This window comes from Dapis hubbardiae BLCC-M172 (assembly GCF_050016015.1).
Lineage (GTDB): Bacteria > Cyanobacteriota > Cyanobacteriia > Cyanobacteriales > Microcoleaceae > Trichodesmium.
Window position 1 is genome coordinate 37,207 of record NZ_JBNHEQ010000166.1, and the last position, 22,231, is coordinate 59,437.

A 22,231-nucleotide genomic window follows, 5' to 3' on the forward strand; every position below is an offset into this window, starting at 1 on the left:
TTTTTTGATAAATATCTATATCAATCCTCAAATAGGTTGCGGGTAATCAAAAAGTAAATAAAAAACTGAAACTCCCACCAGTTAAATTTTCCCTTTTCCCTAAAAAGAAGTAATATTTTTGACCGAAAAATGATGTCTCAATTCTCCCATTTTAAGGGGCTGAAAAAATCAACTTCATTATTTCAAATATCCGGGCTTTAGTTGGAGGTCCTGATAACTGATATAGTCATTTAAAATAAGGATGAAACATTTTTTTTGCTGAAACCCTTTCAAGGAAAGAAACACTCGTTCCAGTCTTATTCAGAATAACTATAACTGTTAAGTGATAACTGAAATGACACGAATAAAATAGGATTGCTATATTCTTTTCTAAATATATATAGCAATCCTATTTCAGTTGTAATATTTTAGTGGTAGGGGCGATTTCCTGCGGAATGCTGCTAATTCGCGAATCGCCCGTACAGGAGTCAGGAGTCAGAATATAAAAGGATTTTGATTTATCTTAATTGTTATTAAATATCTCATAAATCGGGTGCATCTCAATTTTGAGAAAGACAAAAATTTATAGCTATTAGGGAACAGGGAACAGGTTCAATAATGGATAATGGATGATTGATAATTACCTCTTCCTTTTAGGGAGAGGATTGAATAAAAGGAAAATTTTTTCTTGTTTCTCCACAGCGAGTGAGAGGCTTTATACCTTTATTTTTCGGTAATAGGGAATAGAGAATAAGAAAAAAGTATTTTTGCAAATATTGAGATGCACCCCATAAATCATTCCTGATTGGTATATAAATTAGGAATTAGACTTGAGAACTGATTTTGAATGTAGGGATTTAGATATGAGATTTAGGAAGAAGAGAAAAAGCTAATACATTGTTGTGTTCGGAGATGATAATACTAATATCGCTACTAAAGACCTCTCAAAGAAATCACTTTTGTGAAAGCATTTGACGATAACAATACTATAATTTTGATTATACTCTTATTCTCTAATTCATTACTATCAATATGACTAATGTTCCCCCTCTAGATTTAACACGACAGTATGAAATAATTCGCGAACAAATAAATGCCAAAGTTCAAGATGTACTTGCTTCTGGTCGTTATATTGGAGGTTCTATTGTTGATGACTTTGAAAAACAATTTGCTAAATATATAGATGTATCTCATTGTGTATCCTGCAACTCTGGGACTGATGCTTTATTTTTAGCTTTACGAGCTGTAAATATTGGGCCTGGAGATGAAGTAATTACTACTCCTTTCACTTTTTTTGCTACTACTGAAGTAATTAGTGCTCTAGGAGCAACTCCAATTTTTATTGATATTAATCCCCAGACTTTTAACTTAGATATTCAACAACTTGAAGCAGCTATAACCGAAAAAACAAAGGTTATTTTGCCAGTACATTTATTTGGTCAACCTTTGGATATGACCCAGTTGATGGCGATCGCTCGCCAGTATAATTTAATAGTCATAGAAGATTGTGCCCAAGCTACCGGAGCAGAATGGCATAACCAAAAAATAGGAAGTTTTGGTGATATTGGTTGTTTTAGTTTTTTTCCTACTAAAAATTTAGGAGCTTTTGGAGATGGTGGCGCTCTGACCACAAATAATCCGGCGATCGCTGCTCAAGTCCGGATGCTCAAAAATCATGGACAGTCTGACAAATATTTTTATGAAAACATCGGTATTAATAGTCGTCTAGATACCATACAAGCTGCAATTTTGCAAGTTAAATTACCTTATCTAGATAGTTGGAATCAGCAACGTCGTGACTTAGCAGATATTTACCATAAATTTATTAGTGGCATAAGTGCTGTAGTTCCTCCTCAAGAGTTAGCTGGAGGTAGATGTATTTGGAATCAATACACAATTATGCTCAAAAGTCAAGAGTTAGAAGCTACAGCAAAGTCTCGTTTTTCTAGTTCTCTGCGTGATTGGGTTCGCGCTCAGTTACAAAATAAGGGAATAGGTTCAGCAATTTACTATCCCACACCTTTACATTTACAGCCTGTTTACAAATCTTTGGCACACCGTCAATTACCAGTTGTAGAACAAATTTGCCATCAGGTTTTGTCTTTGCCTATGTTTCCTGAACTTTCCACTCCACAACAAGAGCAAGTTATATTTGCTTTGAAAGACTCTCTACAAGAACTTTAACGTAGTCAGAGGTTAGAAGTTAGAAGTCAGAAGTTTTTTTGTAACGAGGATTTTGAGTAACCCTCCAAAAACATTTCGCCTTAACAGGGGGGTGTTATATCAATCTCCTAAAGTCAGACTACACATAACTTGACCTCTTGTCTTTCAAGTTCGATAGATTACTTTGATAAGTGTCGTTTAAGTTTGTGAAATTGGTATTAGACCAAATTATTTTGATAATAGTTTTGACTTTAATATTTCTTTAAAATTCATTTGGGAAATTTGTAGTTTTGTATACTATACTTAATAAAAATAAAAAAAATTTAATGTAAGACAGCAGGGATCAAATTTTATTCAGTTATCAGTACCGACCGCTGAATTCAGAGACTTGAAATACTGAAATTGATTTTTTTGACCCCCTTAAAAGGGGCAGGAAACCTAATTTTTTGGTCATAGATAACTTTTGACTTTTTAACTTTTGAGTTGATAACTTGCGCGTAGCGCTATACCTTCTGAATTACTGAAAATTTGCCATTTAACTAGCTATCAGCTTTTAGTATTTCCGTTCCGGGATACTACGCAAACAGCTTCAGCTTTTTGAACTTGGGTTAATCTCCGGCAAACCAAAGGGCAGGATTTTTAGGAGGAGTTGAAATATCCTTTTAAACTTAAAAAAAATAATCTTGCTGACTGCTGACCGCTGACCGCTGACCGCTTTTTCAAAACAATAAATAAAAAATATAAAATTTAAGAGGAAAATATTAAAAGTGGGCGATAATCACTTCATTTCAAATAGAAGGTACGATCCAGAAGCGATCGCTAAACATTACCAATACCGTCTTTGGTTAGTCATAGGTCGATTAATAGTTATAGTCTTTTCTTTTGCTAGTTTTCTGTTGGGAGTTCTGTGGGATAAATGGCGATATGACAAAGTAGAAGATACCCCCGAACGAGCTACACAACTGCGAAGAATACTAACCCGTTTAGGACCAACATTTATTAAAGTAGGTCAAGCTCTATCCACAAGACCAGACTTAATTCGGAAAGACTTCTTAGAAGAACTAATAAAATTACAAGACCAGTTAGCACCTTTTGACAACAAGACAGCCATCTCAATTATTGAGACAGAATTAGGCCAAAACATCAACAATATATATAGCGAAATCTCTCCCAGACCAGTTGCAGCAGCTAGTCTGGGTCAAGTTTATCAGGCACGTCTTAAAAGTGGCGAAAATGTAGCAGTCAAAGTTCAACGACCAAATTTACTACCCACCATAACTCTAGATTTATTCTTAATGCGGTGGGCAGCAAGTTGGTTAGCTCCGTGGTTGCCTCTCAATCTCGGCCACGATTTATCCATGATTGTAGATGAATTTGGCACAAAGCTATTTGAAGAGATTGACTATATAAATGAAGGGCGTAATGCAGAAAGATTTGCGACCTATTTCGCAGATGACCCAAGTGTGAAAGTACCATCAATATATTGGCGTTATACTACCACCCATGTTTTGACCCTAGAATGGATAGATGGTCTGAAATTATTAGATACAGAAAGAGTTCAAGCAGCAGGTCTTGATACTGATAGTCTTATTACTGTAGGTGTAACTAGCGGTTTACGTCAGTTATTAGAATTTGGCTTTTTTCATGCAGATCCTCATCCCGGCAACTTATTTGCCTTGAGAGATGGTAGGATGGCCTACATTGACTTTGGCATGATGGATCAACTTGAGCAGGAAACTAAAGAAACTTTGGTTGATTCAGTAATTCATTTGATTAATAAAGATTATCAGGAGTTGGCTAAAGATTTTGTCAAGCTTGGGTTTCTTGCACCAGATGTAGATATTCAGCCAATCATACCAGCTCTAGAAATAGTGCTGGGAGATATTATGGGCGAAAAAGTCAAGGATTTTAACTTTAAGACAATTACAGATAAATTCTCGGAATTAATGTATGATTATCCTTTCCGAGTCCCTGCTAAATTTGCTCTAATTATTCGTTCTCTAGTTACTGAAGAGGGTTTAGCTCTTTCCCTAAATCCAGATTTTAGAATTGTAGATATAGCTTATCCTTATGTGGCAAGAAGGTTATTAAAAGGTGAGTCCCCAGCATTACGTCGTCGGTTGATTGAGGTATTGTTTAAAGATGGAAAGTTTCAATGGCAAAGGCTAGAAAATTTGATTGGCATAGCCCAGACAGACCAAAATTTTGATATACTACCTACTGCTCAATTAGGTTTACAATATCTTTTGAGCGAAGAGGGTGAATTTCTCCGAAAACAATTGATACTAGCAATTGTAGAAGATGATCGGATTCACACAGAAGAGGTTGGTCGTCTGTGGGGTTTAATTCAAGATGACCTTCAACCAAATCGTTTGTTTAATCTTGCCCTAGGCGCTCTAGCAGAATTTTCTACACAGAGAGCTGAGGCAATTTTACCCTCTGTAATGGCAATGACAAATTTTCAAGCAAGGGGTCAAAATTGAATAGTATATTATGCAAATGAATTACTAGGAAAATAAGGAATAAGTAGTCATAATTTTTCCTAAAAATCTCCTTTCATTAATTGATAATGGATAATTACCTCTGGTTAAAACCATCAGATTAAAGATAAGGAAATCATAATTTCTTTTTTCTCCTGAAAAGGAGAGGCTTGAAACTAAATGGATTAATTATCAATTATCCATTGGTAAGTTCGTAATTCAACGACTCTTATACTTTAATACTTCTTGAGCAAAAAGAAAATTAATTAATTGATGTCTTGATATTACTGAATTATAGGTAAAAATTAATTCGTTAATTCTGGTAAGGTCAAATTATGACTAAAGGCAAAACAGTTTTTCTAGGATGAATAATTCTGTAAAATCAACTTAGTATTAGTTGAGCATAATACTTGTAGGTTGGGTTGAGCAAGGAAACCCAAGAAAACCTCGATTTATCAAGTTGGGTTGCTCCTTATGAAAAGTATAGAAACTATGAGGAGTGTGAAAAAAGCTTAGTTTAACCAACCTACTTTAAGAGATAAAAAGTATCAATCAAGGAAGTATTTTTTTGTGTATAATCTGCCTCAACCTCCCTATCTTTTAATCGCAGTTGGTTTGTTGATGAGCTTATCTTCGGGATTAGTATTTGCTAAATTAATTAAGCAACTGGTTCAAGATTGGTCAGAAAATCCTACTACTTTCAACATATATAGTATGAGAGGATTAACATTACAGATTCCTTATTTAGGTATTGCTAGTGGTGCATTAATTTTTTTATCATCAAGCTTGCAGTTATTTGGATTTACTAATTTAGTTGCTTATTCTATTTGTTTTCCTTTAACTATAGGAACTGGGTTAATTGTTTGGATTCAACTTAGTAAAATTTTAGATAAGATGGAACGGGGTGCAAAGGAAGAGAATTAATTAATGGATAATGGATAATTGATAATGGATAATTACCTCTGGTTAAAACTGAGAGGATCGAATATCAGGAAATATCCTAGCATTTTTATCCTGAAAACAAGAGATTCTATACCTTGATTGTTCGGTAAAATTTTCTCATTAACATTTCAACGTATACTTTTTCATTAGTTCCAAGAAATTAATGGATAATGGGTAATGGATAATCGATAATGGATAATGGATAATTACCTCTGGTTAAAACTGAGAGGATCGAATATCAGGAAATATCCTAGCATTTTTATCCTGAAAACAAGAGATTCTATACCTTGATTGTTCGGTAAAATTTTCTCATTAACATTTCAACGTATACTTTTTCATTAATGCCAAGAAATACTAAAGATATAATATAGCCAAAAATGAGTAATATTATAGTTACAGGAGTAGGTGGATTTATTGGTTCTCATTTAGCAGAAACTCTATTAAATCAAGGCGATAAAGTAATAGGAATAGATCAGTTTAATGATTACTATGACCCTACTTTAAAGCGTCAGAATATTTCTCATTTTCAAGACCATCCTGCTTTTCAATTGATAGAAGATGATATTCAGTCTTTGAATTGGTCAGAGTTACTTACAGATGTAGATATAGTTTATCATCAAGCTGCCCAAGCAGGTGTTCGTGCTAGTTGGGGTGAAGGTTTTCGTAGTTATACAGAACGTAATATTAATGCTACTCAAATAATTTTAGAAGCTGCTAAAGATGCTCCTAATTTGAAAAGATTAGTTTATGCTTCTACTTCTTCTGTGTATGGTAATGCGGAAACTTTCCCTACCCCAGAGACTATTTGTCCTCAACCAGTATCTCCTTATGGTATTACTAAGTTAGCAGCAGAAAGATTAGGTAAGTTGTATCATCAAAATTTTGGTGTACCATGTGTATATTTACGCTACTTTACAGTCTACGGTCCCCGTCAACGACCTGATATGGCCTTTCATAAATTTTTTAAGTGGATTTTAGGAGATGAACCAATTTCTATTTATGGAGATGGTCAGCAAACTAGAGATTTTACTTTTGTTAGTGATGCAGTAGCAGCTAACTTAGCAGCAGGTAGAGTACCAGAAGCAGTAGGTGAAGTATTTAATATAGGTGGAGGTAGTCGGGTAGTATTAGCAGAAGTTATTAACATGATGGAGGAAATAGTAGGACGTCCAATTAAGAAAAATTTTGTGGAAAAAGCTAGGGGAGATGCTCGTCATACCAGCGCTGATGTTTCTAAAGCGCAGAAAATTTTGGGTTATCAACCTCAAGTTTCTCTGAAAGAGGGGTTGCAAAGAGAATGGGAATGGGTAAAGTCTCTTTACAGTTAAATTTGTTTGGTTAACTATCCAGAGTTGGCTCATTAAATCTCAAAGCACTGACAGATAAAGATTTTAGCCTTTTTAGAGTTTAGAGCGAAAAAAAAGTGCTATTTTTTCAGCTTGAGTAACCAAAAAGTCAGGATGAAAGCCAAGGTAGAAAAGAAGGATAAAAGAATATTTATTCCTCCCACCTTCTATATAATTAATTGCCTTAGCTCTCACTTCCTGACTCCTATTATTTACTCTAAATTTTTTTTATTTGTCCAGCTATCTTTTTGACTTTATCAATAAATCTTCGCCCTATACTTTTTTTCCTCTCTGTTTTTTTTTGGGGATAGTGGGTTGGTTTAGATTCGCCGATGTATCTATAATCTTCCCAAATATCCCAATAAGGACACCCTGGTTGAATCCGAATTCCTGCCCAATGTAGATACGATAAAGGTTGATTCACAGTTGGATCTATCAGTTTATCACCTTCTTGATGAAAATGTGATGTACCTGCCCAACTTCCAGGTGCTTTTTCGGGTCTATTAACAATATTGAAACGCTTTTTAATTCGCTTCAAAATCATATAATTAATGATTGGTTGATCGGAAGTTTTCTGAGAAAAATCAAAGTATTCTGGATGAGCAGCACATTCAGCAAATGTCTCATACAAATCTTGTTCTGAAATTAAATTTTTCTTAGATGCCCACCATCCTCCATTAAAAGTTTCCAGCAGTTCATCTTTGCTAAAAACTTGATAAATCTCTGGAGTAAAGATATTTTTAATTCCTCCTAAGTGTTGATAATCAAAACACAAGAAATCATACTCATTTAGATAGTTGAGATTATCAATAATTTTATCAAAAACGACAATATCTGTATCTATGTATAAAAACTCATCAAATTCTCCAAACCAACAAGCTTGCTTACGAAACTGATTTGGTCTGGCAAAAAATTTATTACCAAAAATTTGTTGTAGTTTGTTTGATAATCTTTCAATAAATTCTAAATCTGGATAAATTTTGACTCCATAATCTCTCGAAAAACGTTCTACGACTGTGTGATAATTATCATCATAGGGAATCAAAATAACTGGTGTATCACTATCATACTTACGGATACTTTTTAATAGTGCAATACCTTGTTCTATCACTTTGTCATTTGCAGTGATATATATGCCACGATTCATAACATAATATTTTTCTTATACCAATTTCATCTACTTATGTCCTACTAAAAAGCCCTCACCGATAATAAAATTCAAAATCTCTTAAAGCCATTATTCTAGTTTTATTTAAACGATAATGATAACCCATCCTCTTTTGTAATTTATCCCAAGAAGTTGCTTTTGGTTTACTACGAGAAGCATCCCAGTGTTGAGTCACCCCACTAATTTTTTGCCACGCTTCACTATTAATAACCCATCCAACTTTTGCTGCTGCTAACCCCATTAAACTACCTTCTCCAGCGTGCATTCCTCTTAATTCTGCATACTTAGAAATCTTCCCCCAAGTTTCCAAAAATTCTATTTCCTTACCATTATCTCTAACTATAATAAATAAGGCTTCCCCTATCCAACTAGAATGATTAAATAACTCATCAGAAATATTTAGCTTCTCTGCCAACTTTTTCAATATCGGCAAACTAGAAGCACGATATTTTGAAACGTGTTCTACTAAATTTTTATGCCGTCCAGTAATTCCTGGTTTCCATTCAATATCTTTTGGTAGTGATTCTAAAATTCTAGTATCAGCATCTATATATATAGCTACTGGAAATAGGGATATTGCTTTCTGGCAAAGAAATCTTTTATCGTTATAACAATGTTGAATACCTTGTTGATGATGTTTAAAAGCCATTACATTTTTATAGCTACTAAAATCATCAGGTTTCTCTGTATAAATCACCAGTGAAATTCCTGGAGCATTTGTTTCCAAATCTTTAGCTAACTCTTTGGTTATATCGCGATATCTTTGCCCTAGTGCCAAAGTACAAAAACAAAATTTTTTTTGTTCCTGAGTCATATTTTTACCTGGAAATTTTAACAATAAAAAATACTTAAAATTATTTGAGTTGAATAAGTGGAAAAGTTAGGAAGTAATTTTGAGTATAACAAGGATAGTAACTCAAAAATATCTTGAATGAATCCTTGAGTATTAATTTATACACTAACTCCCATCTCATCTCTCAGTGAAGTACAAAATTCTTTGGTTTTAGGGAGTAGGGAGTGGTAATTTGGGTTCGAGGGGATAGAAAATTAATAAATAAAAAAGTATTTTAGTAACTTGAGAATTGCTATGGATAGCAATTCTGGAGCAAACTTTTTTTTTGTAGTTTTGCCTATACTCTCGATCTATATCAAGGAAGGTCAACTTTTTTCGTTTCTTATTGCCCCTAAAGATAGGTTAACAAACCAAAGTAATTTTTGAAACCATCTCTGTAACTAGGGTTCAAGTACATCAACCCTTACTATCAAAACACCGATATATTTCTTGATATTTCAAAGTAGTAATTTTTAAACTCAGTAAACGAATCCAAAAAACTAACTTGCTTTTCAATTTTTTATTTATTTTGACAAAAATATTATGAGAATAACTAATACTTTTCCTTTCTTCTAAAAATTGTAATTCTTGTTCGTTAACTTCTTGTTCTTTGCGTATTTTTTCCAGGGTTAGTCTATCTTTGAAAAATTTAATTTTTTTCTCGTAATCATAATTAATGGCAAATCCTGTATGAGCTGCTGCTAATCCTATAATAAACCCTGCACCAGCATAAATGCCTTTAAGTTCCAAATAGCCAGCAATTATTTCCCATGTTTTAATAAAATGGTCATATTTTTCATTTTTAGTTATTATAAAAGCAAAATCTTGAACAAATTTTGATTTTTCTAAGTTGATTTGCCAATAATTAGAAACTTTTGTAATTATTTCTTGCCTTAACCAATATTCTTTATTTACGATGTTTGGTTGATCATTTTTTCTATTCATAAATTTAAAAAGACTCCAACAACTAAAAGCAAGTATTCCAGGTGGAAACTCTAGATCTGCTGGTACTTTTTGCCCAATTCTTATATCTGCATCTAGAAATATACAGGTATTATACATAGATAAAGCTTTCTCTATAACTAATCTTTTGTCATTATAGATTTTTACACTGTTACCTTGATATTTATAAGCTAAAACATTGCACTGTTTATTAAAATATTTAGGATTATTAGTTACAATCACCAATTTAGTTTCAGGAGCATATATTTCAAGATCTTTGGCTAAAAGCAAAGCTAGTGATTGATATTCTTTCCCTACTGCTAATGTACCAAAACAATATTCTTTCATTTTTTAATCTATACTTCTGAAATAATTTTTTAATTGTTCAAGTTTTTCTTCCAGTTGAATTGTAAGTCTTTATATTGTTTCAGTTTTACTTAAATAAGGAGAGTGGATTTTAGTTATTTGAAGTAATTATGAACCTGATTTTTTTTGTCTGAGCCAATCATTCAATGAATTTACATTTTTCGCATTCTACTAGCTATATTTTTGACTTTATCAATCAATTTTTCTCCTAAACTTTTTTTCTTTTCAGTCTTTTTAGGATAGTAAGTTGGTTTTGTTTCACCCAGATATCTATAATCCTCCCAAATATCCCAATAAGGGCATCCTGGTTCAATCCGAAAACCTGCCCAATGTAAATATTGCACAGGTTTACCTACTTTTGTATCAATTAAGCGATCGCCTTCCCGTTGAAAATGGGGACTACCTGCCCAACTTCCGGGACCTTTACCTTCTGGTCGTCGGACCAAATTCAATCGCCGAGAAATATGTTTTAATACTATATAGTTAAAAATTGGCTGGTCTGTGGTTTTTTCTGAAAAGTCAAAATATTGGGTATGGGCAGCACATTCGGCAAAAGTTTCATACAATTCATTTTCTGTAAACAGGTTTTTCTTTGATGCCCACCACCCACTATTAAATACATCTTGAAGTTGTTCTTCAGTAAAGATTTTATTTTCTATAACTTTGGATGTAAAGACATTTTTAATCCCACCTAAATGTTGATAGTCGCAACACAGAAAATCGTAATCTTCCAGATATTTTAGATTATCAGCGATTTTTTCAAAGACAACAATATCAACATCAATATAGAGAAATTCATCGAACGGTCCGAACCAACAAGCTTGTTTTTTTTGTTTGTTAGGAGTGTTAAAAAAGCCTTGACCGAAAATGTTATATAATTTGTTGCAAAGATTATCTACAAATTCCAAATCTGGATAAATTTCTACTCCATATTTACTCGTAACAATTTCTGCTACCTGCTGATAATTTTCATCAAAAGGAATCATCATAATTGGAGTATCAGAATCATATAATCTGATACTTTTTAGCAGAGCAATTGTGTTATCAAGTACCTTATCATTAGCAACAATATAAATTCCTTTCATTGTAATTTACCCTCAACTTGATAATCCTATTTTCTTGAAGATTTTATCAATTAAACTTGGTGGAGGATTATAAGGTTTTGGTTTCCCTATAAACCTAGGTTTTTTCTCCGGTTCATGTAGATAGCGATAGTGTAAAAATATATCTCGATAAGGAAAGTCTAAATTTTCCCCTGCACAAACTCTAGTAAATGCTTTAGATGGAACTCCAATGTAATGTAAATAAGTTAATCTTACACCCTTATCATAAAGTAAATTATCCCGATATTCAAAATGAGGAGAAGTTACGGAACAACCAGTTTTTTCTTCTGGAGGTAAATGCAGAGAAAAATTATAGAGCTGCATTTGAGAACGCATGATCATATAATTAATAATTGACTGGTCAGGACCGTTAATATATAAAAGTTCTGAATCTCCAGAGTTGAGTTGCTCTAATAACCAATTCCGCTTTTCTTCTGGAAATAAACCCTTTTTTGATGCGTACAAACCAGCACAAAATATTTCCGAATCTATCCTTTCTTTACTAAAAATTTCTAGTAATTTAGGTGAGTTAACATCGTAAACATGGGTAGGGTCTTTATACTGAAAATCATATACAACTACATCATTTGGATCTAGTTTTTCAAAGAGATAATCTAAGGAATTGAGAACCAATATATCAGCATCCAAAAAAATAAATCTTTCAAACGGACTTTCCGAATCAAAAGAACAAAATCTCCGGTGCATTCCCATACGATTAACTCCAGAGACTCCTTTTTCTTGCCAACGTGCAAAAGCATTTGGATGACCTTCCCAAATTTTTGTCGAGAAATCTTCCCACCGATTTAATATTTCCCTATTATCTAACAATTGTACATTTTTTCGGCCTTGAATTTCTGGTATAGTCTTTTCCTGGCGATCATCATAAGGGATGACACAAACTGGAAAGTCAGGACTAAGATTAACCTCTATACTATTTAGTAGGGCAATGAGTTGATCGTAAACAACATCATTAGCGAGGGTGTAAATTCCATCCATAAATAAACCTTAAATTTCTAGTTAGGAAAATTTTGTGACAAATTCATATCCCCAATAGTTCTAAATATATCTATCATCAATACCATAACCTAGCTGTCCCTTCCACAGTCATAATGTGCTAACTACATCTGTATTTTTTTGACTAAAATTTTTCATACTAATGTATTTTCAACTTGATAATCCAATTTTATTGAAGATTTGATCAATTAAACTTGGTGGAGGATTATAAGGTTTTGGCTTCCCTATAAACTTAGGTTTTTTCTCCGGTTCATGTAGATAGCGATAGTGTAAAAATATATCTCGATAAGGAATATCTATATTTTCTCCGGCACAAATTTTAGTAAATGCTTTTGATGAAACTCCAATATAGTGGAGATATGTTAACCGCTTACCATGATCGTAAACAATATGGTCTTGCTCTGTAAAATGTTTCGAGGTCACGCTGTTACCTGTTCTTTCATTTTGAGAGAGACTAATAGCCAAATTATCTACTTTCAAATTTAACCGCATTACCATGTAGTTGAGGATTGGTTGATCTGATGCCCATATATAAAGTATTTCTGATTCTCCTTCTCGTAACTTTTCCAGAAACCAATCTATATTTTCTTGCTGAAATATACCTTTTTTAGAGGCATAGAAACCAGAACAAAAAATCCTGGACTTGATATATTCTTCAGGAAACAATTCTTCTAACCTAGGAGATGAAATATCATAGACATGACCAGGGTCTTTATGCTGAAAATCATATACTACCCAGTCACTTTGATTGAGTCGATCAAAAACCCGATCCACAGGTTCCATGAGTAAAGCATCTGCATCTATATATAGAAAGCGATCGAAAGGACCATCAAAAGCACAGAACGGACGATGATGTCCAAATCTATAATAGGGGACAAATCCCTTCTCTAACCTCCTTTGATGAGCATTGGGGTGAGCATCCCAGACATCACGATAAAATTGATCCCATTTTTCTATTGATTCCCAATCGTTGTAGATTTGGACGTTAGGTCGTGTAGAAATCTCAGCAGTAATTCTTTCTATGTTGTTGTTATAAGGATAAATACAAACTGGTATTTCGTTGCTGTGATTAACTTGTATACTATTTAGTAGAGCTACAAGTTGATCAAAGACATTATCATTAGCAAGGGTGCATATTCCATCCATAAATAAATCTTAAATTTCTAGTTAGGAAAATTTCGTGACAAATTTTAGATCACCAATTGAGTAGATTAAGTTTGTAAAGAAAAGATAGATCTGGTATCATAAATCGCATTTTTAGCCTCATGCCAACTATCTAGGAGTAGAAGTCACTTTATATGTATGACAGTCCTTTTTCATCCATACTTGGTAGGCTCAAAAAACTAGCAGGGGGAAATATTATCTGTTGCTGGACTATCATAATAAATTGGCAAATACCAACATAGTAGAGTATCCTATAATTTATCACTGACATACAAATTATTATCAGCATAACTTTCTATTGAGAAGTTGTAATAATAAATATCCATTAGGTGTCACTTATTTTTAACTTCTCCTAAAATTTTATGTCGATATAGTAACTTACGGCCATACAAATCAAACTCAAACCCACTTTCCTGCACAGATTTTTGAAATAGCTATAAGTTGATAATATTTAATAGTTTAACATAACTTTTGTAGGAAGCAACAATATATTATGATGATTGGAAATGTCAAAAAGTGGATCAAATCTCAAATCCCTTTCACCCAGGATTTAACTAAAAAACTAACTGCTAAAAAATGGCCGGAAAAGTCAATTGTATATTATCTAGGAAAGCGTTTTTTGGTACTAGAATCTGATATTAAAACTAAGGGTGCTAGTGGTTCAGATAGTGCAGTATTCTTTTTGACTAGAGAATGGGTCAAGCAAGGCTATGATGTTACTGTTTTTACTAATTGTGAAGATAAAGAGGGTATTTATGGAGGAGTTAAGTATGTTAACTATGAAAAAATTAACTGGTACGATACTTTTGAGACTTTCATTATGTGGCGACATCCTAAGATGTTACCTTCCTATGTTAAAGCCAAAAGAATTTGGTTTGATTGGCACGATGTAATTACATTTGACGATCGTATATACTTAAACCCTTATCAGAAAATTTTTGTCAAAAGTTATTACCAGCGTAACTTATTACCAGAATTACCCGATAATAAGTTTGCAATTATTAATAACGGTGCAGATTCTTCTGTTTTAGAGCTTGCTAAAAACCAAAAACAACCCTATAAATTAGTATACGCTTCTAGGTACTATCGAGGTTTAGAATTTATGCTGACCTGGGGATGGCCGATTATTAAAAGAGAAATTCCAGAGGCGGAACTTAATATTTACTATGGATGGACTAAGCGTGACAGTAGTGAAAAAATAATTCCTTGGAAGCAGAAAATGATGGAATTAATGCAGCAGGAAGGAGTCGTAGAACATGGTAGTATCGGACATAACCAATTAATGTATGAAAAGTCTACTTCAGTTATTCATTATTATGGGTGTTCCTATGGAGAAATAGATTGTATTTCATTGCGAGAGTCGGCAATGGTAGGGTGCGTTCCTGTGACTACTAATTATGCAGCAATTAAGGAAAAAGATTATTGTATAAAAGTAGATGGCGACCCCAAGACAAAAGAAACTCAAGAAGCTTTAGCTTATAGAATTGTAGAGCTTTTAAACAATCCTCAAGAGTTGGAAAATATCAGGGAAGAAATTCAAGAAAAAGTCAAAAATGAAACTTGGGAACAGGTAGCACCATTCTGGTTGAAAAATATTGATTCATAATAATTAGACATCTCCAGAAATTATAAAAGGCTTTTGTCAAATCATTCTGTGAGATACTATTATATAATATGCTTGAATTAGCTATCTTCATTAATTGATAATGGATAATGAATAATGGATAATTACCTCTTTAACAATTGATAATGAACAATGGATAGTGAATAATGGAGAATGGATAATAAAAACTCTCTCTAATTATCAATTATCAATTATCCATTTGATTAATTATCAATTATCCATTGGTAACCATTAAACCATTTTTTATCCCAAATCTGTTGAAAATCTTTTCTCTTTTGCCTCTTGCTTTTTGCCTGCCTCTGTAATAAATTTTATCATTTTTCAGAGATATTTATTGAAAGAAAATCAAGATTATTAATGATAATGTGAGATAATTTTTTTCATAAATGCCTGTCATCTAACCCTAAGTAAAATTATATTTCAGGGTAGTAAAAATAAGTCAAGTCAAACTTTTCCATATTCTGTCTAGCAGTTTTCATAAGGAGGCATAACTTAATGTTATCGAATACCTGTTCACTCTCGATTTTGGTAGCAAGAACAGATTTACCTTTTATGATGCATACTATTCCTCATCTAGTTAGGATGAGTAATTTTAATTTTATTCAAAAAGTGTTGTGTATGGATACAGCACCTCTATCTGGAGATAAAGTTATGCGTCCTGGTGTTGGTACTCTAAGTGAACTCAGAGATTGCTGTAACAAACTTATAAGTGAAGGTATTGTAGATCAAGTTGTGGATATTAACTATGACAAAACTTATCAACAACAAATGTATCAAAAGCATTTTGGTAGTCCAATTAAGTATACCCATAACTATAGAGGTTATCCAATCTTGGGGTCAATTTTTCATATAGAATCTGTACCGGGAGATTATATGTTGCATTATGACAGTGATATGCTTCTACATCAACAACCAGATTATAGCTGGATAGATGAAGGTATCAAGTTAATGGAGCAGTATCCGGAAATAATGGCAATTAGACCATTGACAGGGCCACCAACTGAGGATGGTGCTATATACCAAAAAAATAAGTCCCTAAAACCAGAAGCAGGGGGGTTCTATAAATTCAAATTTTTCAGTAGTAGAGTATATCTGATTAACCGTAAACGCTTTGACAAGTTACTGCCATTGCCCATTTTGTGGCGTTCTTACAAGAACAAAATTCTTAATCAACTGCCACTAAATATAAAAACCTTGTTAAATTACTATACTGGCAAAGGCAAGCTGGATTCTTGGGAGGTTATGGTATCTATGCAGTTAGAGAAAACTGATTATATACGAGCAACTATGAGTTCACCCAAGGCGTGGACAATTCATCCTAAAGATAGAAGTCCAGAATTTATCGGAGCTTTGCCAAATATTATCGAAAAAATAGAGCAAGGATGGTATCCACCTGAGCAAGCTGGACACTATGACTTTATTTCCAAATATTGGCTTTGAGCGAAGAAAGTGAACGGATAAATTGAGTTTTTTCCCTGTCTTTCTAGTAAAGGGAGCTTTATATTATGTAACTTAAACCAACATGGAAATTTAGCTCCCCTTCAAACTCTATAATCAGAAGTTTACTATTTAAAGATATTTTGGTAAAACCTCATAACAATTAGTTAGAGTTGCTAATCAATTTGGGGTAGAACAAATATTAAATTTTGGGGCTACTATGAAACTGATACTTCCTATAGAATTTTATCGTCAAGGTGGAGTAGAACGGGTAATTTGTGGAACAATAGAGGAATGGATTGAAATTGACGAAGTGGAGGAAATAATATTAATTTTGCAAAAAAAAGATATTCCTCATTTTCAAGAAAAGTTGCCTAAGTCTCCAATAATTAAATACGAATCATTTACATTACCCCCTAAATCTTTACAATCTCGAATACTTTCTCTAATTAATAAGTTTTCGTCTTTATCAGGTAATATTAAGGCGAAAAAAGTTCAAATGTTTTTGAAACGTCTCCGTCGTAAATATCAGAGTAAGTTTAGTATCAAATATTTAGCTAATTATTATCAAGCTACTCATTGTTTGTACTTTTTAGCTAATCAATTAACTCCACCCGATCTTGATATTCCTTTAGCAATGGTAACACATGATGTGTTCTGGAGATTTGCTCCTTTAAGTTATCCAGAATCTTATGTAAGGAAATATGATTTAAGTCTACTGGAATGGCTGAAGAAGGTTAATATTGTTTTTACTGTTTCTGAAAAAACCCGTAAAGATATTATCTCAGTTTTTCCAGAGTTTACGAGTAAGATTACTACTATAGCTAATTCAGGTTTTCCTACTAAGTCAAATGTTTCACAAAGGTTATTGGGTTTAGCAGAAAATTCCCAAGAATCTATTGGCGACTTGCCAATTTTTTATTTGCCTTCTTCTTTCGGTGTTTATAAAGATCACTTAACTTTGCTAAAAGCTGGTATCAAGCTTGCAGAAAAAAAGTTGAAGTTTAAAATAGTTTTGATTGGTAAGGAAACAGATAATTTGATTGCGGGAAAAATTACATTATCTCAACAAAAGAATAGTCAAGAATATATTGATTATCTGCATCAATGTCAGGAAATATCTCAGAATAATCAAAATATAATGCAGGAATATTTTGAGGGGTTAGGATATTCTTCGGATGAAGATGTAGAAAAATCGTATCGGAATTCTTCTTGTGTAGTTTTTCCTTCTAAATATGAAGGTTTTGGTTTGGCTTTATCAGAGTCGGTTGTCAGAGGAATACCTGCTATTGTCTCAGATTTAGAAGTTTTTCGAGAGCAGGTAGAACTTTATAAATGTGGCGATCTGGTAGATTTTTTCCCGGTTGGTGATGTGGATGCTTTAGCAAATTGTATGGAAAAATTTATTCTTAATCCTCGGAAGAAGTTATCTCCTGAAGAAATAGATACACGCTTTTCTCATTGGACTTGGAGGGAGACTGCTAAAGAATATGTTCGTCTGTTAAAACAGTTGTAAAAAGTTAAATGTAAGTTGAGTTTTGAAAAGTTATTAAGGTTGAGTGATGAATCTCAAATAATTTTCAGTGCTATTTGTTCATCTAACTCAGAAGCTAAGTATCAAAGTTTAATTAAGAGGTTTGAGTTAAACCAATAATAGTCTGCTGAAGAGGTACTCTCTCAGACCTATATCTAAAATCTAGCAACTAAGACGTTGTAGTTAAGTCAAAGTTATATTCAGTTTTCTTGTGGGAGTAACAAGTAGGCTATCAAGTTGAATTTTAAAATAAATTTTACCCACCTAACTCAGAAGCTAAGTGTCAAAATTTAACTAAGACGTTGCAGTTATATCAATAATAGTTTTGTGAAGAGGCGATCGCTCATAGCTCGATCTAAAGTCTAATAACTAAGACGTTACAGTTATATCAAAATATATAGTCAGTTCTCTTGTGGGACTAAAAAGTAGAGTGTGAATTTGAATTTTGAAAAGTAATTAAGATGGAGTGATGAATCTCAAATAGTTTTAAGTGGTATTTGTTCGCCTAACTCAGAAGCTAAGTGTCAAAATTTAACTAAGACGTTGCAGTTATATCAATAATAGTTTTGTGAAGAGGCGATCGCTCATAGCTCGATCTAAAGTCTAATAACTAAGACGTTACAGTTATATCAAAATATATAGTCAGTTCTCTTGTGGGACTAAAAAGTAGAGTGTGAATTTGAATTTTGAAAAGTAATTAAGATTGAGTGATGAATCTCAAATAATTTTCAGTGGTATTTGTTCACCTAACTCAGAAGCTAAGTGTCAAAATTTAACTAAGACGTTGGAGTTAAACCAATGGTCTGCTCAGGAGGCGATCGCTCATAGCTCGATCTAAAGTCTAATAACTAAGACGTTACAGTTATATCAAAATATATAGTCAGTTCTCTTGTGGGACTAAAAAGTAGAGTGTGAATTTGAATTTTGAAAAGTAATTAAGATTGAGTGATGAATCTCAAATAATTTTCAGTGGTATTTGTTCACCTAACTCAGAAGCTAAGTGTCAAAATTTAACTAAGACGTTGGAGTTAAACCAATAGTTTGGTTAGTTGCCGCTTCCTCACAGCTTTATAGCAGTGAGCGCTCAGGTATTTACAAGGCCCAGCTCAAACTGCCTTCTAGAAAAGGTGTACAAAAAATAATATGTAAATATGCCAGCGCACATTGCTTTATCTAAAGTCTAATAACTAAAACGTTATAGTTAAATCAAAATATATAGTCAGTTATTTTTCCCTACTCCCTACCTCCTACTCCCTACTCTCTCTTGTCTGGGAAATAACCGTTAATTCATAATTTTATTTATTTTTACTGAAATACTATTTTTTCAATCATCTATCTAACGAAACCAAAAGTTCAGCAAATACCTGATACATCTCTTTTGCCAATTTTTTAGGATTCCACAAAGGTGCTAAATTATCTGGATTTTTTGACTTTTGCAAATGCTCCCGCAGCGAATTTCTTAAACCTAAATCTTGACCTAATTTAATTCCCCATTCTGTATATTCTTCCCAACTCCAAGCAACTCCTACATCCAGATTTATATTCTGCAAAAATGAGTAACCCATCCGAGATAAATATTGTTTACCAGCTCTAGTTATTATAGGCAAATTTGACCATAAAGCTTCTAAATTATGAGTACCGCCATTGTAAGGATAAGAATCTAACAAAACATCAGCTATCTGATAAATTGCTCGATGTTCTTCTTCTGTTTGAGTTTGTCCTAAAAAGATAATTCGATTAAAGTCTACACCTAAATTTTCAGATTCTTGAAGATAGGTTTGATAAATTATATCTACATCTCCCTGACCTTTCCGAATTAATATACTTTCTGGAGTATGTTGCAAAATTTTCAGTTGAGCGCGTACCATTTCTGGATTAGTTTTTCGCCCCGGTGCTATACACAAATAAACCATTTTATCTGAATCAATTCCGAGACTATTTCTAGTCGCATTTCTATCAACTGAAAGACTATCAAAGCCATCAACAGCTACAGATGTTTCTGGTAATCTTACTAATTGTTCTAAATAATATTTTTCTCTTCCTTGAGGATGGGTATACCAGTCACATAAAAAGTAATTATTTTCAGAAATATAGGGTGCATCAAAACCTAACCAAGAAATACAAATTGGTGCAGCTTTTTCATGGATAATATGTACATTGACTGGCAATGTCATTGAATCTAAATCTACTACTACATCTAACTTGTCTTCTAATATTTTTTCAGTAATTTCTTCATAGGATGGAAAGCCGTTAGGATACTTTTTCGGCCAATATGTTTTGACAGACATTTGTTCAAATCTTTGAGTAATATCGTCTCTCTTCAACGGACCTGTAATATAGAGATGAACGTCTGGTGTAATTTGAGATAATTCTCTGATTAAAGCTTCACTACACCAACCTACTGAATGACGGCGAAAATGTTTGGAAAGGAATCCTATTTTTAATGGTTGAGAACTAGAGGTATAAGTTTTTGGAGTTTGATAAATTTTGGGTCGATTTTGATAATATTGTTTGGCGATTAATTTGTAAAATTTAGCGTTTCCTTTTAAATCATCTCGAAGGTGAGGAACAGCAAATAAGAAAATTTCATAGAGTAGTTTTATTTCTAGTTCGCTGAAGGTTTCATAGCTTTGATAACAGATTTTTTCTACTTCTGAAAGTTTGGAGTTTGCAACTTCACTAACTCCTGACTGAAAGTAGGAAAATAAAAAGGCAGTTCCTGAAAGAATAGGAGCTATTTCTCCACAAGAATTACAGAAATTATCGGCAGCTTTTCTTGCATCAGCAAGTTTAGTTGTATGACTAAGTAAATCGCATAATTGTTGATGAGCTTCGACAAATTGTGGTTTAACTTCGATGGCTTTTTCAAATAAAGCGATCGCCTCTTCCATTTTTTCTTGTTTAATAATATGTCCGATGCGAGAGTATACTTCTGCCCAGTTTGGTTTAAGTTCTAATGCTTTATGATATTTTTCTAGTGCTGATTCTAATAATCCTTTGTTAGAAAGTGCTGTGCCTAAATTGGCATAAGCATCATAAGATTTAGGATTATATTTTATTGCTTCTTGATAATGAAATATTGCTTGGTCATAGTCACCTTTTAGCAATAAGTTGTTAGCTATCTTTTCATGTAAATGTTTTAAATCTGGATTAACATCTAGTGCTTTTTGGTAATACTTAGCTGCTGCTTCTTTATCTCCTTGTTTGCCTAAAAGATTAGCTAAATTACTATAAGCTTCCGTATAATCTGGCTTCAGATTAACTGCTCTCTCATAACTCTTAAGTGCATCATTATTTCGACTCAGTTTAACAAGAGTATTACCTAATTTAAAGTGAAAGTCTGCTTCCACTATATCCGGTTGAATTTCTAATGCTTTTTCCCAAGCTTCAAGAGCTTCATCAACCTTTCCTAAATATTGAAATAGTTTGCCAAGATTCCAATAAATACCAGCCAAACCAGGTTTTAATTCAATAGCTTTTTGATAATGAAATAGTGCTTGTTTATGTTGACCTAACTGTAAATAGACACTACCAATATTTCCCTGAACTTCTGCAACTTCCGGCTCAATTTCTAACGCCTGACTATAAGCACGCAAAGCAGCTTCTAAATTATTTTGTTGGTAAAAAGCATTTCCTAAAATTACATAACATGGAGAATAACTTGGTTGAACTTTTAAAGCTTGTTTACAAGACGAAATTGCTGCTGTTATATTTCCGTGTTTTAAGGCAAGCTTAGCTTGATTGATATGAGCTTCTGCTGCTGGAAATTTTAATAATTTTTTGGGAAACTCTGAGTCTGATTGTTGATATTCAAAAGTCCTAAATTTAGCTGTTTTTTCCAGATTTTCTTCTACTTCATTTTGGTAAGGTAAATTCTCAGAAGTATTATCGAAACTATCGACTTTTTGCTCTGGAATTAGATTAAAAGTAGCAGGTTTAATTCCATTTTCTCTATCTGCTGCTGGAAATTTTAATAATTTTTTGGGAAACTCTGAGTCTGGTTGTTGATATTCAAAAGTCGTAACTTTATCTGTTGTTGCCAGATTTTCTTCTACTACATCTGGGTAAGGTAAATTATCAGCAGTATTCTCGAAACTCTCCACTTTTTTCTCTGGAATTAAATTGAAAGTAGCAGGT

15 protein-coding genes are annotated in these 22,231 nt (G+C 33.1%); 8 read left to right on the top strand and 7 right to left on the bottom strand.

The window, feature by feature from the left end; all coding sequences use genetic code 11:
• Positions 1–1,011: 1,011 nt before the first annotated feature.
• The 4 genes from ACP6PK_RS14890 to ACP6PK_RS14905 all read left to right on the top strand — a co-directional run bounded on the left by ACP6PK_RS14890 (position 1,012) and on the right by ACP6PK_RS14905 (position 6,892).
• Complete coding sequence (locus ACP6PK_RS14890) at positions 1,012–2,163, top strand: DegT/DnrJ/EryC1/StrS family aminotransferase (protein ID WP_426560373.1); 1,152 nt, start codon at positions 1,012–1,014, stop codon at positions 2,161–2,163.
• A gap of 746 nt (positions 2,164–2,909) precedes the next feature.
• Positions 2,910–4,625, top strand: a complete 1,716-nt coding sequence (locus ACP6PK_RS14895; protein WP_426560375.1) for an ABC1 kinase family protein — start codon at positions 2,910–2,912, stop codon at positions 4,623–4,625.
• Positions 4,626–5,192: 567 nt separating this feature from the next.
• Positions 5,193–5,546, top strand: coding sequence for a hypothetical protein (locus ACP6PK_RS14900; protein WP_426560377.1), 354 nt, complete (start codon positions 5,193–5,195; stop codon positions 5,544–5,546).
• A gap of 395 nt (positions 5,547–5,941) precedes the next feature.
• Positions 5,942–6,892: a GDP-mannose 4,6-dehydratase gene (locus tag ACP6PK_RS14905; RefSeq protein WP_426560379.1), complete on the top strand. Its 951-nt coding sequence runs from the start codon at positions 5,942–5,944 to the stop codon at positions 6,890–6,892.
• A 235-nt stretch (positions 6,893–7,127) separates the two neighbouring features.
• Here the strand turns inward: ACP6PK_RS14905 and ACP6PK_RS14910 are convergent, their stop codons facing one another.
• The 6 genes from ACP6PK_RS14910 to ACP6PK_RS14935 form a co-directional block, all read right to left on the bottom strand.
• On the bottom strand, positions 7,128–8,057 hold the full coding sequence (locus ACP6PK_RS14910) for an Npun_R2821/Npun_R2822 family protein (protein WP_426560381.1): 930 nt from the start codon (positions 8,055–8,057) through the stop codon (positions 7,128–7,130).
• Between the two features lie 55 nt (positions 8,058–8,112).
• Positions 8,113–8,892 (bottom strand): hypothetical protein, encoded by a 780-nt coding sequence (locus ACP6PK_RS14915; RefSeq protein ID WP_426560383.1) that lies wholly within the window; start codon positions 8,890–8,892, stop codon positions 8,113–8,115.
• Between the two features lie 435 nt (positions 8,893–9,327).
• A complete protein-coding gene (locus ACP6PK_RS14920; RefSeq protein ID WP_426560385.1) occupies positions 9,328–10,200 on the bottom strand; it encodes a hypothetical protein in 873 nt (290 codons plus the stop codon).
• 170 nt (positions 10,201–10,370) lie between these two features.
• Entirely contained in the window at positions 10,371–11,303 is a 933-nt protein-coding gene (locus ACP6PK_RS14925; protein WP_094671999.1) for an Npun_R2821/Npun_R2822 family protein, read from the bottom strand.
• Positions 11,304–11,315: 12 nt separating this feature from the next.
• Positions 11,316–12,317 carry an Npun_R2821/Npun_R2822 family protein gene (locus tag ACP6PK_RS14930; RefSeq protein WP_426560387.1) on the bottom strand — a complete coding sequence of 334 codons (1,002 nt, stop codon included), beginning with the start codon at positions 12,315–12,317 and terminating at the stop codon, positions 11,316–11,318.
• Positions 12,318–12,485: 168 nt separating this feature from the next.
• Positions 12,486–13,481: an Npun_R2821/Npun_R2822 family protein gene (locus tag ACP6PK_RS14935; protein ID WP_094671997.1), complete on the bottom strand. Its 996-nt coding sequence runs from the start codon at positions 13,479–13,481 to the stop codon at positions 12,486–12,488.
• Between the two features lie 511 nt (positions 13,482–13,992).
• On the opposite strand from ACP6PK_RS14935, the gene ACP6PK_RS14940 reads away from it, so the two are divergent.
• The 4 genes from ACP6PK_RS14940 (at position 13,993) to ACP6PK_RS14955 (ending at position 18,932) form a co-directional block, all read left to right on the top strand.
• Positions 13,993–15,105: a glycosyltransferase family protein gene (locus tag ACP6PK_RS14940; protein WP_426560390.1), complete on the top strand. Its 1,113-nt coding sequence runs from the start codon at positions 13,993–13,995 to the stop codon at positions 15,103–15,105.
• Positions 15,106–15,675: 570 nt separating this feature from the next.
• A complete protein-coding gene (locus ACP6PK_RS14945) occupies positions 15,676–16,563 on the top strand; it encodes a hypothetical protein (protein WP_426560392.1) in 888 nt (295 codons plus the stop codon).
• 217 nt (positions 16,564–16,780) lie between these two features.
• Complete coding sequence (locus ACP6PK_RS14950) at positions 16,781–18,076, top strand: glycosyltransferase (RefSeq protein ID WP_426560394.1); 1,296 nt, start codon at positions 16,781–16,783, stop codon at positions 18,074–18,076.
• A 721-nt stretch (positions 18,077–18,797) separates the two neighbouring features.
• On the top strand, positions 18,798–18,932 hold the full coding sequence (locus ACP6PK_RS14955; protein WP_426560396.1) for a hypothetical protein: 135 nt from the start codon (positions 18,798–18,800) through the stop codon (positions 18,930–18,932).
• A 490-nt stretch (positions 18,933–19,422) separates the two neighbouring features.
• Here ACP6PK_RS14955 and ACP6PK_RS14960 read toward each other — a convergent pair.
• Positions 19,423–22,231 (bottom strand): tetratricopeptide repeat protein (locus tag ACP6PK_RS14960; RefSeq protein WP_426560398.1); only part of this gene is annotated, 2,809 nt, incomplete at its 5' end.

Excerpts from the sequence above, each read along its gene's own strand:
- ACP6PK_RS14890 (WP_426560373.1), top strand. The coding sequence starts at position 1,012 with ATGACTAATGTTCCCCCTCTAGATTTAACACGACAGTATGAAATAATT.
- ACP6PK_RS14905 (WP_426560379.1), top strand. The coding sequence starts at position 5,942 with ATGAGTAATATTATAGTTACAGGAGTAGGTGGATTTATTGGTTCTCAT.
- ACP6PK_RS14910 (WP_426560381.1), bottom strand. The coding sequence starts at position 8,057 with ATGAATCGTGGCATATATATCACTGCAAATGACAAAGTGATAGAACAA.
- ACP6PK_RS14915 (WP_426560383.1), bottom strand. The coding sequence starts at position 8,892 with ATGACTCAGGAACAAAAAAAATTTTGTTTTTGTACTTTGGCACTAGGG.
- ACP6PK_RS14920 (WP_426560385.1), bottom strand. The coding sequence starts at position 10,200 with ATGAAAGAATATTGTTTTGGTACATTAGCAGTAGGGAAAGAATATCAA.
- ACP6PK_RS14925 (WP_094671999.1), bottom strand. The coding sequence starts at position 11,303 with ATGAAAGGAATTTATATTGTTGCTAATGATAAGGTACTTGATAACACA.
- ACP6PK_RS14930 (WP_426560387.1), bottom strand. The coding sequence starts at position 12,317 with ATGGATGGAATTTACACCCTCGCTAATGATGTTGTTTACGATCAACTC.
- ACP6PK_RS14935 (WP_094671997.1), bottom strand. The coding sequence starts at position 13,481 with ATGGATGGAATATGCACCCTTGCTAATGATAATGTCTTTGATCAACTT.
- ACP6PK_RS14940 (WP_426560390.1), top strand. The coding sequence starts at position 13,993 with ATGATGATTGGAAATGTCAAAAAGTGGATCAAATCTCAAATCCCTTTC.
- ACP6PK_RS14945 (WP_426560392.1), top strand. The coding sequence starts at position 15,676 with ATGATGCATACTATTCCTCATCTAGTTAGGATGAGTAATTTTAATTTT.
- ACP6PK_RS14950 (WP_426560394.1), top strand. The coding sequence starts at position 16,781 with ATGAAACTGATACTTCCTATAGAATTTTATCGTCAAGGTGGAGTAGAA.